This window comes from Exiguobacterium aurantiacum, assembly GCF_024362205.1.
Lineage (GTDB): Bacteria > Bacillota > Bacilli > Exiguobacteriales > Exiguobacteriaceae > Exiguobacterium > Exiguobacterium aurantiacum_B.
On the sequence record NZ_CP101462.1, the window covers coordinates 482,876 to 496,649 of the forward strand.

17 protein-coding genes are annotated in these 13,774 nt (G+C 52.7%); 8 read left to right on the forward strand and 9 right to left on the reverse strand.

From position 1 onward, the window contains the following. Positions 1-143: 143 nt before the first annotated feature. Both NMQ00_RS02665 and NMQ00_RS02670 read left to right on the forward strand, forming a co-directional pair. Positions 144-641: a DUF305 domain-containing protein gene (locus tag NMQ00_RS02665; RefSeq protein ID WP_255177806.1), complete on the forward strand. Its 498-nt coding sequence runs from the start codon at positions 144-146 to the stop codon at positions 639-641. Between the two features lie 251 nt (positions 642-892). Next, positions 893-2,260: an IS1182 family transposase gene (locus NMQ00_RS02670; RefSeq protein ID WP_255177220.1), complete on the forward strand. Its 1,368-nt coding sequence runs from the start codon at positions 893-895 to the stop codon at positions 2,258-2,260. 114 nt (positions 2,261-2,374) lie between these two features. Here the strand turns inward: NMQ00_RS02670 and NMQ00_RS02675 are convergent, their stop codons facing one another. The 6 genes from NMQ00_RS02675 to NMQ00_RS02700 form a co-directional block, all read right to left on the reverse strand. Next, entirely contained in the window at positions 2,375-2,578 is a 204-nt protein-coding gene (locus NMQ00_RS02675) for a hypothetical protein (RefSeq protein WP_255177807.1), read from the reverse strand. Between the two features lie 63 nt (positions 2,579-2,641). Further along, complete coding sequence (locus NMQ00_RS02680; RefSeq protein ID WP_255177808.1) at positions 2,642-2,803, reverse strand: hypothetical protein; 162 nt, start codon at positions 2,801-2,803, stop codon at positions 2,642-2,644. A gap of 102 nt (positions 2,804-2,905) precedes the next feature. Next, positions 2,906-3,823, reverse strand: a complete 918-nt coding sequence (locus NMQ00_RS02685) for a TerC family protein (RefSeq protein WP_255177809.1) — start codon at positions 3,821-3,823, stop codon at positions 2,906-2,908. 216 nt (positions 3,824-4,039) lie between these two features. Next, entirely contained in the window at positions 4,040-4,225 is a 186-nt protein-coding gene (locus tag NMQ00_RS02690) for a hypothetical protein (RefSeq protein ID WP_255177810.1), read from the reverse strand. Between the two features lie 128 nt (positions 4,226-4,353). Beyond that, positions 4,354-5,334: an aldo/keto reductase gene (locus tag NMQ00_RS02695; protein WP_255177811.1), complete on the reverse strand. Its 981-nt coding sequence runs from the start codon at positions 5,332-5,334 to the stop codon at positions 4,354-4,356. Between the two features lie 13 nt (positions 5,335-5,347). After that, on the reverse strand, positions 5,348-5,584 hold the full coding sequence (locus NMQ00_RS02700) for a hypothetical protein (protein ID WP_255177812.1): 237 nt from the start codon (positions 5,582-5,584) through the stop codon (positions 5,348-5,350). Positions 5,585-5,767: 183 nt separating this feature from the next. Between NMQ00_RS02700 and NMQ00_RS02705 the strand changes: the two genes are divergently transcribed. The 4 genes from NMQ00_RS02705 to tyrS all read left to right on the forward strand — a co-directional run bounded on the left by NMQ00_RS02705 (position 5,768) and on the right by tyrS (position 9,452). Beyond that, positions 5,768-6,622, forward strand: coding sequence for an AraC family transcriptional regulator (locus NMQ00_RS02705; protein ID WP_369696450.1), 855 nt, complete (start codon positions 5,768-5,770; stop codon positions 6,620-6,622). 145 nt (positions 6,623-6,767) lie between these two features. Further along, positions 6,768-7,604: a Cof-type HAD-IIB family hydrolase gene (locus NMQ00_RS02710; RefSeq protein ID WP_255177814.1), complete on the forward strand. Its 837-nt coding sequence runs from the start codon at positions 6,768-6,770 to the stop codon at positions 7,602-7,604. Between the two features lie 104 nt (positions 7,605-7,708). Further along, the gene (locus NMQ00_RS02715; protein WP_255177815.1) at positions 7,709-8,218 is read left to right on the forward strand and encodes a MarR family winged helix-turn-helix transcriptional regulator; all 510 of its coding nucleotides are present in this window, start codon (positions 7,709-7,711) and stop codon (positions 8,216-8,218) included. Then, positions 8,202-9,452, forward strand: a complete 1,251-nt coding sequence (tyrS, locus tag NMQ00_RS02720) for a tyrosine--tRNA ligase (protein ID WP_255177816.1) — start codon at positions 8,202-8,204, stop codon at positions 9,450-9,452. The genes NMQ00_RS02715 and tyrS overlap by 17 nt, the downstream gene beginning before the upstream one ends. Before the next feature lie 32 nt (positions 9,453-9,484). On the opposite strand, the gene NMQ00_RS02725 is transcribed toward tyrS, so the two are convergent. Continuing rightward, positions 9,485-9,913 carry an Rrf2 family transcriptional regulator gene (locus tag NMQ00_RS02725; protein WP_255177817.1) on the reverse strand — a complete coding sequence of 143 codons (429 nt, stop codon included), beginning with the start codon at positions 9,911-9,913 and terminating at the stop codon, positions 9,485-9,487. Between the two features lie 147 nt (positions 9,914-10,060). Between NMQ00_RS02725 and NMQ00_RS02730 the strand changes: the two genes are divergently transcribed. Beyond that, positions 10,061-10,921, forward strand: a complete 861-nt coding sequence (locus NMQ00_RS02730) for an SDR family oxidoreductase (RefSeq protein WP_255177818.1) — start codon at positions 10,061-10,063, stop codon at positions 10,919-10,921. A 154-nt stretch (positions 10,922-11,075) separates the two neighbouring features. After that, positions 11,076-11,252, forward strand: a complete 177-nt coding sequence (locus NMQ00_RS02735; RefSeq protein ID WP_255177819.1) for a hypothetical protein — start codon at positions 11,076-11,078, stop codon at positions 11,250-11,252. Between the two features lie 35 nt (positions 11,253-11,287). On the opposite strand, the gene NMQ00_RS02740 is transcribed toward NMQ00_RS02735, so the two are convergent. Both NMQ00_RS02740 and NMQ00_RS02745 read right to left on the reverse strand, forming a co-directional pair. Continuing rightward, the gene (locus NMQ00_RS02740; protein ID WP_255177820.1) at positions 11,288-12,814 is read right to left on the reverse strand and encodes a methyl-accepting chemotaxis protein; all 1,527 of its coding nucleotides are present in this window, start codon (positions 12,812-12,814) and stop codon (positions 11,288-11,290) included. Between the two features lie 113 nt (positions 12,815-12,927). Further along, positions 12,928-13,614: a TVP38/TMEM64 family protein gene (locus NMQ00_RS02745; RefSeq protein WP_255177821.1), complete on the reverse strand. Its 687-nt coding sequence runs from the start codon at positions 13,612-13,614 to the stop codon at positions 12,928-12,930. Positions 13,615-13,774 lie beyond the last annotated feature (160 nt).

The following is a 13,774-nucleotide window of genomic DNA, read 5'->3' on the forward strand; positions in this document are numbered from 1 at the left end:
TTTGACAGTATAGTCCCTGTTTGTGAAAAAGAAGTGAAATGGTAGGAATGCTCGCTCGACGAGATGGACCATAGGGTTTTAACGAAAAGAGATTAGGCAAAGAAATATGTAGAAGCAAATGAATCGAAAGGCAGGAGAGAGAAATGAAACCTTATGCAAAATTCGGAGTGATGATTCTCGTGTCGACGTTCCTCATGTATTGGCTCATGTATTTGAACGTGTTCCAACTCAATCACGTCTTCTTCAGTCAGACGCGTCTGTACATGGCGCTCATCATGGGCTCGGTCATGGCGTTCGTCATGCTGCTGTTCATGTGGGGCATGTATAAGAACAAGAAGTTGAACGCCGTCATCTTAGGCGTGAGTGCGCTCGTGTTCGGCTTGTCGCTATGGCTCGTCCGTAGCCAGACGACGGTCGATGACGTCAGTTGGATGCGCGCGATGATCCCGCACCACTCAATCGCCATCTTGACGAGCGAACGGGCGGAGATCGAGGACCCGCGCGTAAAACAGTTGTCGGAAGACATCATCGAAGCACAACGAAGTGAAATTGAAGAGATGAAGCGATTGATTGAAGAGTTAGAAAAAGAAGAAGCGGAAGCGGCTGAAGAAGCCGAATCGCAAACGAAAGCGGCCGAGTGATCGGCCGCTTCAGACTGTAGACAAAACATTGTCTGCAGTCTTTTTTATTTGCCCGACCGGGCACAGCTCGCTTTTCTGGGGGCAAGCAGGGAGCCGCATCGCGACTTTGTCGCTGCTGGGTCTCCCTTTGCTTGCTAATCCCCTGGAAGTCTCGCCGTGCCCGCAGTCGGCCCACGCATCAATCCCTCTTTTCGTACCGTCGTCGCTTTTTTATAATGAGAGATATAGAAACAATTATGGAGGCGAATCGGATGATCAGGAAATCAACAGAATCGGAAACCAATCGGACACAACTGGAGATGGTCACGCTCGACGAGCTTGTGCCAGCGGACCATCTGGTCCGAAAAATCGAGGCGGTGATCGACTTTGAGTTCATCTATCCGCTCGTGGAGGACTTATATTCTGAGGACCGTGGCCGGCCAAGCGTCGACCCTGTCGTTCTGATCAAGATGGCCTTCCTTCAGTACCTGTTCGGTATCCGATCCATGCGACAGACAATTCGTGAGATCGAGACGAACGTCGCATACCGTTGGTTTCTCGGGTTCGGATTCACGGACAAGGTGCCACATTTCTCGACGTTCGGGAAGAACTATGTGCGTCGGTTCCAGTACACGAGCTTATTCGATGACATCTTCTATCATATCCTTGAACAGGCTGCGGACGCAGGGTTCATCGATCGCGCCGTCCTATTCGTAGACTCGACACACGTCAAAGCGAACGCAAACAAGCGGAAGCTCGTCAAGAAGACCGTCCGGCAAGAGGTGAAACACTATCAGGAACAACTCGATGCCGAGGTCGAGCGAGACCGCGAAGAAAGTGGAAAGAAGCCCTTAGGGCCAAAAAAGAATCAGGCGGAGGAGACGAAGGAAATCAAGGTCAGCACGACAGACCCTGAGAGTGGATATTACGTAAAAGGTGAGCGTGAGAAGCAGTTCGCTTACTCTGTCCATGCGGCGAGCGACGCCCATGGGTTCGTGCTCGGTGCTATCGTCACACCGGGTAACGTGCACGATAGTGTAGCGTTCCCCAATCTGCTCGACAAGGTCTCCGACCGCCTGATTCAACCGTTCGCCGTCGCCGCCGACTCCGCCTATAAAAATCCGGCCATTGCCAAGCTGTTGATTGACCGTGGGATCCTGCCGGTCTTCCCATACACCCGCCCGAAGGGTAAGAAGGGCGCCTTCAAGACCAAGGATTTCATCTACGACGAGCACCATGACGTCTACATCTGCCCAAACAACGAGTTATTAACGTACAGCACGACGATGCGCGAGGGGAAACGCAAGTACGTCTCGAATCCCGCGGTTTGTGTGAACTGCCCGCTGCTCGAGCAGTGCACGAAGAGCCAGAAGCACCAGCGGATCATCGAGCGACACCTCTGGCAACCCTATATGGACGAGGTCGAAGACCTCCGCCACACGGAATTGAACCGCAACATCTATGACCGTCGTAAACAGACGGTCGAGCGCGTGTTCGCGGACGCAAAAGAGAAGCATGGCATGCGTTGGACCCGTTATCGGGGACTTGAAAAAGTTTCAATGCAGGCGATGCTTACTTTTGCTGCCCTCAATCTCAAGAAGATGGCGGGCTGGGCATGGAAGAACGCCCAGCCCGCCTGAAAAGGGGCTCGGGCAGAGCGCCTCAAGGCCCGAAAACGACAAAGTCACGTTTCAGTTCGCCTGAAACGTGACTTTGTCTACAATCTGAAGCGGCCGAGTGATCGGCCGCTTTTCTCATGTGTCGGTACGGAGTTGCATCTCGATCAATTCGACGGCGATTGTCAGTGCCTGAATGCGTCGGCGGGCCAGTGTTAGTTGCGACTTGTAGCGCTCAGGGGAAGCTTTCACTTCGAGCGTTGTCACTGTCTCGTTCAACTTGTGGAGAATTGAGTCGATCTGTCGTTTCGCTTCCGTCAGTTCTGTCATTGAATGGTCCATGGTACCTCCTAAAGGGTTTTCATCCAGTATACATAAGAAAAAACCTAGGACATGTGCCCCAGGTTAGCGGATTTGCGGTATATAGTCTTTAGTCCGGCGGTTTGTTGCGCGCGGTGTAACGAGGAAGAAGATTCCTAGCATCACCCCGACGCCAAGTCCCCAGAGGCTGTTGAACAGAAACATCAACACAATCCCGAAGACGAGTCCAATACTCACATCACCCATACGGTCAAACATGCGTTACCACCTTTTCTTCATTGGCTAGACAAGCGGCTCATCTACATTCGAGATGTGATTCACCTGAGAGGCTAGCACGTCTCCCTATTGTTATACGTTCATCTGCTCATTTGGTTTCGTTTTGTAGAAGCTATAGACGACACTGATCAAAATGACGAGCACGATCGTCCCGAGCGACATCCAGATTGGCATCTTGTACACGTCACCGAATATCATCTTCGTCCCGATGAAGACAAGCATAAAGCTGAGTCCGTGCTTCAAGTAGTAGAAGCGATCAATCAAGTTGGCGAGCACGAAGTAGAGGCTACGGAGTCCAAGAATCGCCATAATGTTCGCGTAGAAGATGATATACGGATCGAGCGAGTAGGCGAAGCTGGCCGCGACCGAGTCGACGGCGAAGACGATATCCGACAGCTCGATAAAAATCAGCGCGATGAAGAGCGGCGTGAAGAACAGCTTGCCGTTGATGCGTTGCGTGAACTTCCCGGACGAGATGTCTTGCGTGATCGGCAAGCGGCGCTCGAGCCAACGAATCGTCTTGTTCTCTTCGAGCGACTCATCCTTACCGATGTTCTTAAACATCATCCAGCCGGTGTAGACGAGGAAGGCACCGAACACGTAATAGACCCAACCGAAGTTTTCCAAGAGCGAGACGCCTGCGACGATGAATACGGCCCGGAAAAGAATCGCACCGAGGATACCCCATAACAACACCTTATGTTGGTACTTGAGCGGAATCGCGAAGTAGGCGAAGACGAGCGAGAAGACGAACACGTTATCGATGGCGAGTGCCTTCTCGATGAAGTAGACGCTCGCGTATTCGGTCGCGGCCGTGCTTCCTTGCGAGTGGAACAACCAACCGCCGAACGCGAGAGCGATCCCGATCCAGACGAACGTCCATGTCCATGCCTCGCGGAGCGAGACTTCGTGTGCCTTGCGGTGGAACACCCCGAGATCAAGTGCGAGCATGAAGATGACGAGTGCCAAAAAGGCGATGAGTAGGGTCAACAACAATTCCTCCTTTTAGGTTCATATGAACTCTATATTTTTATATTAAGTTCATATGAACCTAAAGTCAAATTAATTATCAGGCATCTTTTTGATTGGACGAGACGAGAGAAGGTCAATAGAAAAAGACCACCACAAGCGATTCGCTCATGGTGGTCTCGTCTGTACATAATTAGTGCTCTTGAAAACGGGTCGCTTTGTTCCAGTCCCAATTCCTCACTTTTTAGGCTTTTGGAATTGATTCAGAACGCCTTTGACTTTGTCCGCTAAAGAGTCAGAATGGCCGTCGTTGCGTTGATGGATCGATTTATCATCATTCATTTTCCCAGTTATTTCTTTCGCCTTGGCCGCAACTTGGTCAATGATGTGGTCATACTTACCGTTTTGTTTGTGATCAGACATAAGTCTAATTCCTCCTCGTATCATGTCTTTATTAATGTTTTAACCAATTTTGAAGAAGGATAAACTTTTAAGGTCGAAAGAACTTGTTTTCACATATTGTTAGTTTGAAAAAATCAAAGTGATATTGATCATAACGCACCGACGACCGCATGCGGCACGTACGGTTCTTCGAGCGAAGCGATTTCGTCCGCTGTCAGCGTGACGTTCAAAGCACCGACGGCCTCGTCCAAATGACGCGCTTTCGTGGCGCCGACGATCGGTGACGTGACCGTGTCTTGTTGTAGGAGCCAAGCGAGGGCGACTTGCGTCCGGGTGATTCCGCGCGTCTCGGCGATCGCGGCGACTCGTTCGATGATGAGCCGGTCGGCGTCCATCGTCGCGTCATACTTCGAACGTTGAATCACATCCGTCTCGGAGCGGTGGGTCACGGTCGACACGTCGCGTGTCAGGCGCCCCGAGGCGAGCGGACTGTACGGCGTCACACCGATCCGTTCTTCACGGCAGAGCGGCAGCATTTCACGCTCTTCTTCCCGATAAATCAAGTTCAAATGGTTTTGCATCGACACGAACCGGGTCCAGTTGTTCCGTTCCGCCACGTGGAGCGCTTTTTGAAACTGCCAGGCGTACATTGCTGATGCGCCGATATATCGGGCCTTCCCGGACTTGACGACGTCATGGAGCGCCTCCATCGTCTCTTCAATCGGCGTATCGTAATCCCAGCGATGGATGATATACAGGTCGACATAGTCGGTCTCGAGCCGTTTCAAGCTATGGTCGATCTCGGACAGAATCGCCTTCCGCGACAACCCGCCACCGTTCGGGCCGTCGTGCATCCGACCGTGAACTTTTGTCGCGAGCACGATCTCGTCCCGGTTCGCATAATCACGAAGCGCACGTCCGACATACTCCTCACTCGTGCCTTTCGAGTAGATGTTCGCCGTGTCAAAGAAGTTGATGCCGAGGTCAAGCGCTTGTTTGATGATCGGACGGGTCGCTGCCTCATCGAGCACCCAGTCGTGGATCCATCGGTTCGCATCGCCGAAGCCCATGCAACCGAGACAGAGACGCGAGACGTCGAGTCCCGTATTGCCAAGTTTTACGTATTCCATATGAAATCCTCCTTCAAAGTTTATGTGTGGAGAGGAATCGTTCGAACTCCTCCACGGTACTGTCGTCGTTGACGGTCAATCGTAATTCGGCATGAGTGCCAAGCGGAATCGCCAACGCCTCGACAAGTGCCTCCGGTGTCGGTTCGAGTCGGAATGAATCGAGCCGAATCGTCGCGTCATGGGTCAGCAAGTAACGCGTGAGAAACGCCGCGAAACCGCGTTCGATTGTCACGTGATACGTCTTTTCCATGTCCATTCCCCTCCTTTGCCATCAGTATGAAGCGGGAAGCAGGACGAGCGTTAGCGCGTTCATGTCGTGTTTTTGCCTAATCCTCTCAACAGGATGGACAGGCCTCGTCCAAGAAAACAATCTGCCGTATACTGAAGGGGAGAAAACCGAGGGGGGATGGGCGACATCGAGACACGACTGGAATTGATTGAGATCATTACACGACACATACCGGGGGACGGGGTGCATCCGACGATTGTTCCGGCGCTGACGTTCATTCATGAATCGATGGTGACCGAGCCGATCACCCGCGTCAATGAACCGTCGTTTTGCCTAATCCTGCAGGGTGGCAAAGAGATGTTGTTCGGTGACGAACGGCTCGTCTACGAGGGCGGACATTACCTCGTCGCCTCGGTCGACTTGCCTGTGACGGGTCAAGTGACGAAAGCGAGCACAGAACTGCCATACGTGGCACTGAAACTCGAGTTGACGATTGATGACTTGATCGATGCCGTCGGACACGTCGAACTGACCGAACCGCGTGAACCGAAGCGAGGCATGTATATCGCCGATGCCGACGAGGCGTTGTTCGATGTCGCGCTCCGGCTCGCCCGTCTCGTCGACACACCGGATCACGTGGCACTCGCGCCGCTTTATAAGCGCGAGCTCCTGTATTGGGTGGCGCAAGGGTCGAACGGGGAGATGCTGCGGCAGTTGGCGTTTGAAGGGAGTCAGGCGTTCCGCATCAAACGCGTCATCGACCATTTGATGACCCATTTCAACGAGACGATTCGGAGTGAGGAGTTGGCCCGCGTCGCCAATATGAGCGTCTCGACGCTCCACCGTCATTTCAAGGAAGTGACGGCGATGAGCCCGCTCCAATTCCAAAAGCAGTTGCGGCTCCAAGAGGCGAGACGGCTGTTGCTCATGCAGGCGACGGACGTGGGCGAGGCGGCGTTCCAGGTCGGCTATGAGAGCCAATCGCAGTTCAGCCGCGAGTATGCCCGGTTGTTCGGGCTGTCGCCTCGGGCCGACGTGCGGCAACAACGACAGCTTTGACAAAGGAAATGCGCGAGCGGTATGCTTGAGGGGAAAATGACATGCATCAGGATTGTTACTGAATCATCAGGCAAAACCTAAACTGGGCGCACGCGTTGCGTCTGGTTTAGGTTTTTCTTGTGTTCAGGACAAAAAGGAGGACATTATGCGACACATCATCTTTTTAGACGTCGACGGCACGCTCGTCGATGACCACGGCAACATCCCGGAATCAGCCAAACGGGCCGTCCGACAGGCGCGACAGAACGGCCATCTCGTCTTCTTATCGACCGGGCGCTCGAAGGCCGAGCTGTTCTCGGACATTCTCGACGTCGGCTTTGATGGCATCATCGGGGCGGCCGGAGGCTACATCGAGCTCGAGGAGAAAGTGCTGTACCATCAACAAGTCTCGACGGACGACCTGAGCCACCTCATCTCGTTCTTCACTGAACACGGCATCGACTTCTATCTCGAGTCGAACGACGGCCTGTTCGCCGGCGGCAACGCCAAGGCGCGCGTGGCGACGATGATCGACGAGTTGATGGCGGACAATCCGGAAGCGAGCGCGACGATCGAGCGCGGCTTAAAGCCATTCCATGACGCGATGATGGAAGGGGTCGACCTCGTCCGTCCCGACGTGAACAAAATCTCGTTCCTCGGCTCATCCGTCCCACTCGACGTGATCCAACAAGAGTTCGCATCCCGCTTCACCGTCATCCCGAGCACGGTCGCCGTATTCGGGGCCAACAGCGGGGAGCTGTCCATCCCGGGTGTCAACAAAGCGACGGCGATTGCGACGTTGCTCGAACATCTAGGGCTCGAGCGAGCGCAGACGTTCGCCTACGGGGACGGGTTGAACGACATCGAGATGCTCGAATACGTCAAGGTCGGTGTCGCCATGGGGAACGCCAAACCCGAGGTCAAGCGCGTCGCGGACGACGTGACGGATGCGTGTGATCAAGACGGACTCTTCAATAGCTTTAGAAAATATGGACTGATGTAACTGGTAATTGAGGCCGTCTTCGGAGACGGTCTCTTTTTTATGGTTGCATTTTGGATAAACTTCAATTAATATCGTTTCATAGCTAACGATTAAGGAGGACGCAGATGAGACACGACCAGCGAGAACTAGAATGGGACGACCGATTCAAACTTTTTGTAGATGAATTCGATCGTGATGCCATAGCAATTTTGACATCGATTGATCATTTTGCACACACGATGAGAAGTCACTTTGAGAATCAAGTGCTCGTTCATTATCGTCTATCTTGGACCGCCTTCGCGATTCTTTACGAACTGTTCATCCACGGAAAGCTAGAAGTGCGTGATTTAGCGGGCAAAATTGGTATCAGTAAGGCCACGGTCAGTAATGTGTCAAAGACGCTTGAGAAGAATGGCTATTGCGGACGTGAGAGCGACAAAAAAGATCGCCGTATGACACGACTATTTTTGACCGAATCCGGTGAAGAGACAGTAGCGACACTATACCCGAAGTTCCATGCGGAGGAACGCCGACTCGTCCGACATTTGGACACGGGTGAGAAAAAGACATTGCTTCGATTATTAAACAAAATGAACGACAAAGGAGAGAGTGAGTCGAATGAGACAGACGTTTGAAGAGATGACACTGACCGATGAGCAGTTACTGGAAGTCGAGAGGCAGATGGCTGAATACACGCAAGGGGTGGACGACATCATTCCTACCGAAGAGCTGAGGATGAAAGTAGCGAAATCGCTGCTCAATAATCGTCCACTCAAGGTCAAGCTCGGCCTCGATCCCTCGGCGCCCGATATTCATTTAGGACACACTGTCGTGTTAAACAAGATTCGCCAATTTCAAGAAAACGGTCATGAGATTCACTTGATTATTGGTGATTTCACTGGAAAGATTGGAGACCCGACCGGGAAATCAACCGCACGGGTCCAACTGACGGATGAAGTGGTCAAACAAAATGCGCAAACGTATTTTGATCAATTCGGCAAGCTGATCGATATGGACCGTGTCGTCCTGCACTATAATTCAAAATGGTTGAAAGGACTCAGCCTCGAGGATGTCATCGGCCTAGCCGGTAAAATCACAGTCGCTCGTATGATTGAACGGGATGATTTCGAGGAACGGCTCGCCCTTGGTAAACCGATTTCCCTCCATGAGTTCTTTTACCCCCTATTGCAAGGGTATGACTCGATTCATCTCGAAAGCGATATTGAAATTGGAGGAACCGATCAACATTTCAACATCTTGATGGGACGACATTTCCAAGAAAAGTTCAGACGAGAAAAACAAGTCGCCATCTTGATGCCGCTTTTAGAAGGGCTCGATGGGGTCGAGAAGATGTCGAAATCAAAACACAACTACATCGGTATCGATGAGTCACCCGCGGACATGTATGGGAAGACGATGTCGCTTCCGGATGAGCTCATGCCAAAGTTTTTCACGTTGGCAACCGGATTCCCACAAGAAACGATTGAGGCGACGTTACGCGCACTCTTGTCAGGGAGCTTACACCCACGAGATGCGAAAATGAAACTCGCTAAACGGTTCGTCGAGCTATACCACGGCGAAGAGGCGGCGGAACAAGCCGAACAAGGTTTCAAACGAGTGTTTCAGCTTCGATTATTGCCGGAGGATATGGAACAACGAAAAATTTCAGATGGCGAATCTTTGACGTTACTTGAGGCAGTCATGAAGTTCGACTTATTCTCTTCAAAGAGTGAGGCGAGGCGCATGATTGCCGGCGGTGGAGTCCGCATCAATGGGGACAAACAAACGGATGGCGACGCGCCGATTCTACTCAAAGCCGGTATGATTCTACAAGTCGGTAAACGTAAGTTCATTCAACTGAAAGACTAAACAAGGGAAGCCCGTTTCGGGTTTCCCTTGTTTTACGTGCTCGTTTTATCCATGTCGTTGACGACATCGGCGAGGGTCACATGCTTCAACACAGACTCCATCGCCGATTGGGCATGGATGAAAATCGGTTCGATCGTCGCTTGGATATGTTGGCCGACGGGGCACGCTGGGTTCGGATTGTCATGGATACTGAACAGCTCATTCTCCTCAACAACACTGACGGCGCGATAGACGTCATAGAGCGAAATCTCGGTCAAGTCTTTCGTAAGTTTGGCTCCGGCGACGCCAGGCTTCACTTCGATCAAATCGGCTTTCTTCAACATGGCCATGATTTTTCGAATCAAGGCCGGGTTCGTGTTGACACTGCCGGCCAAAAAGTCAGACGAGGTGACACCGTCCTTATTGACCTCGATCAACGTCAAGATGTGAATGCCGACCGCGAAACGGCTACTGATGGACATAGGCCACCACCTTTCTGCGGAGTCATGTAAGTGAATTGGTTACATCTTCAGTATAACAGGGAACAAACAATTGACAAACGAAGATGCTGTAACTATGATGATTACATGTAACTGATTCAATTACAGGTTAAAAGGAGGAAATGATTCATGAAATACTTAGTCACAGGTGCAACCGGAAAACTCGGTTCGAAAATTGTCGATGTGTTACTCAAATCGGTACCCGCAAGTGAACTCGCGGTCAGTGTGCGCAACCCTGAAAAAGCAGAAGCACTGAAAGCGAAAGGGGTCGATGTACGCCACGGCGACTTCGACAAGCCGGAGACGCTCGATGAGGCGTTCAAAGGTGTCGAACGACTGCTCATCATCTCGGCGGACGGGGACAACGACACCCGCATCCGTCAACATGCGAACGCCGTCGAGGCGGCTGAACGCGCAGGCGTATCGTTCATCGCCTATACGAGTCTCGCCGACGCGACAGATAGCCAAAACCTGATGGCACCACCGCATGTCGAGACGGAAGGCGCGATCGAACGGACGGGGATCCCGCATGCGTTCTTGCGCAACAACTGGTACTTAGAGAATGAGCTCGGCAGCATTCAAGGCGTGCTCGCCGGCGCACCTTGGGTGACGGCGGCCCGTGACGGAAAAGTCGGTTGGGCGCTGCAAGAAGACTACGCCGAAGCGATTGCGAACGTTCTGATGGCGGACGATTTCGAACAAGATATCTTCGAATTGTCAGGCCCGCTCCATACGCAAGCCGAACTCGTCGAGGCGCTCGGTGAAGTGCTCGGGCGCGAAGTGACGCTCCAAGAAGTGAGTAATGACGCTTACGCTGGCGTCATGCGCGGCGCCGGGGTGCCGGAAGGGGCGATTCCGATCGTCGTCGGCATTCAAGATAGCATCCGCAACGGCTCGCTCGAGGTCGAGTCGAACGATTTCGAGTTGGTGCTCGGTCGTCCGGTGACACCGCTCAAAGAGGCGCTTCAAAAGCTCGTTTCGACGTTATAAAACATAGTGACGTCACGTTTTCGATGATCGAGAACGTGATGTTTTTTGATGATTGCTAGCGATTTGTCTTCACATATTTGGGCACACGTCATCCCCATCCCGTATACTAGGAATAAATGGATAATCAGAAGTATACATAGGAAGGATGGATCACATGAAAAACATAGTATTTCTAACGGGCGTTGTCCTCAGTTTGCTCATTCTATTTGGGTTGCGCTATGAGTTCCACGTGATTGGGGATGTGGGCTTTAGAATCGCGGCCATTCTCATGTTCGTATCGGTACTCATCGTTCGGTCGATTGCAAAAATTTCATTCTTCAGCCATTCATAAAAACAGACCGCGAATCGACATTCGCGGTCTGTTTTTTAGTTGGCCCGGGCTTCGAGCTGACCGGTCACATCTTCTAACGTACTCGCGGTCGAAGCGAGTCGGTCCGACATATGACTCAACTCTTTTTGGATGGCGACTTGTTCCTCGGTGGCGGCAGCGACGTGCTGGATCTGTTGCTGCAGTTCGCTCGCCGCTCGTTTCGTCGTCGCGAGACGTGATTCGAGCGTCTCCATCTGCGACGTCACACGTTGACGCGTCTCTTGAATCGAGCTGATTTGACCGTCGATCTCGGATACGTCCTCGGTCAAACGATGGAAGACGGCAGTCACATCGGCCGAGACAGTTTGACAGTTCTCGGTCGCGCGTTTGAACAACTGTGCCGAATCGCGGACGACGGTCGTGTCATCCATCAGTCCACCGAGAACGCGGGTCATCTCGGCCGCATAATCTCGGGACTGGACGGCGAGCTTGCCGACTTCAGAAGCGACGACGGCGAAACCACGCCCAGCGTCACCGGCCCGGGCTGCTTCAATCGAGGCGTTCAAAGCCAGCATGTTCGTCTGGTCGCTGATTGTCTCGACGTGTTGCAGGATGGCTTGAATCTCGGTCGACCGGTTCGACATCGTCGTGACGACGTGTTCGAGTCGTTCGGACTCACTAATGATTTCTTCGACTTTCGTTTCCATCCGTTGCATGTCACCGTTCCCGGCTAGTGCGTCGGCCGCGATGCGTGACGAGGCGGCAGCTGTTTGCCCCATCCGTTCCTGGATGAGCGCCGTGAGGGAGCGAATCGATTGAATCTCATCGGCCCCGTGGTTCATCGACGTCTCTTGCTCGGTCGCGTGCGCGACGATCGGATCGACCGTGACGGCGATTTGTTCCCCGGACTCGAGCGACTGGTTGGCCGCTGTCTCGAGTTCGGTCGCATGCGTCTTCAATGTCATGACGAGTTGACTCGCATCAGTGACCGCTTGCTTCAGCAAACGGCGCGTCTCGTCTTCCTGTGCTTTGAGACGCGACGACTCAAGGTTACGGAAATGAATCTGCGCGACGAGCACGGCGCTCAGCAAGACGAGATAGACCGCATGGACGAGCAATAGGCTGAACGGATAGTCGGCCGTCCCGCAGATGATTTCGGGGACTAAAAAGTAGCCGACCAGATGTTGCACGGCGAAGATGACGGTGCTGTAGATGATCAAGTCGATACGACGCATGAACGACAAGATGGCCAAGACGACGAAAATCGAGAAGTGATATTCGACGAGCCCTTGACCGCCGGCGACGGTCGAGATACTCGCGAACGTGAGCGTCAGCATCATCAAGTGCGGGAACCAGTGCGCTTTGACCCGCTGGCTGACGACCATGGCGATCAATAGCACGATCGGAACGGCGAACAGGACCCATGTCGCGATGGGATATGCGTAGCCGACGGAGCCGTTCCGGAGCACGGTGTACGTATAGGCGAAATCGGTGAAGCGGTGGAGCAGGTGAACGATGACAGACGTAAGGACGATGACGAACGTGGTGACGAGCATCAATTGATTGCGTTTTTCAGAACTCATACAGTTTCCCCCTGATAATAGGTCGATATAGCTACTCATTTATCGTCCGATTGACACGAATGTTTATCGTTTTTACGTGTCGGCGCAAAAAAAAGAGAAGCCAATGTGCTTCTCTAGTCTGTAGTGAGCCCGAGCCATCGTTTGACCGGTTCGCGGAAATAGTAAGTGACACCAATCAACGTGACGAAGACGAGGGCGGCGATGACGACCAAGGTGATGCTTCCCGAGGCGAGACTCGCACCGAGGAAACTGTAGGCGAGCGTCCCCGGGATCATACCGAGCACAGTCGCGAGGATGAACGATTTGAATTTAACTTTGGCGATTCCGCCGGCATAACTGAGCAAATCGAAGCTGACGAGCGGGATGAGCCGCAATATGAACACGTACAGGAAGCCGCGCTGTTCCATCTGTGTGAACAGTTTCTCCGACCACGGATAACTCTCGACCTTGAGCACCGAACGGCCGAACAGTCGGGCCATGACGTAACCGGTAACGGCCGCGGCCGTCGCCCCGAACAAGATATAGAGGACACCCGGCCATACCCCGAAGGCGAGGCCGGCCCCGAGCGACAGCACGGACGTCGGCAAGAAGATGAGCGGGCCGATCGCGTAAATGAGAAAGAAGACGACCGGACCCCACCAGCCGAACGACAGCACGATGTCACGGACATCAGACGGGCGCAGCTCGTAATGGACATGTGTGATATAGAAGATGCTCCCGAATACGGCGAGCATGAGACTGAGTTTGAGCCAGCGTGGCACGCGAATCATTCCTTTCGAATCGATCAGTCTTTTTTTCATCGTATCGTATTTTTCGTTCGAATGAAGGTGAGTCAGCTTACAAACTGGTGCCCAATGTGCTGATGGAACCGATTGTGCTACTGAAAATAGAAACTTAGGTCAACGCATGTGCGATCACGCTTCATGTGAACCTGCTTTCCTACGATAAAGCACATAGGAG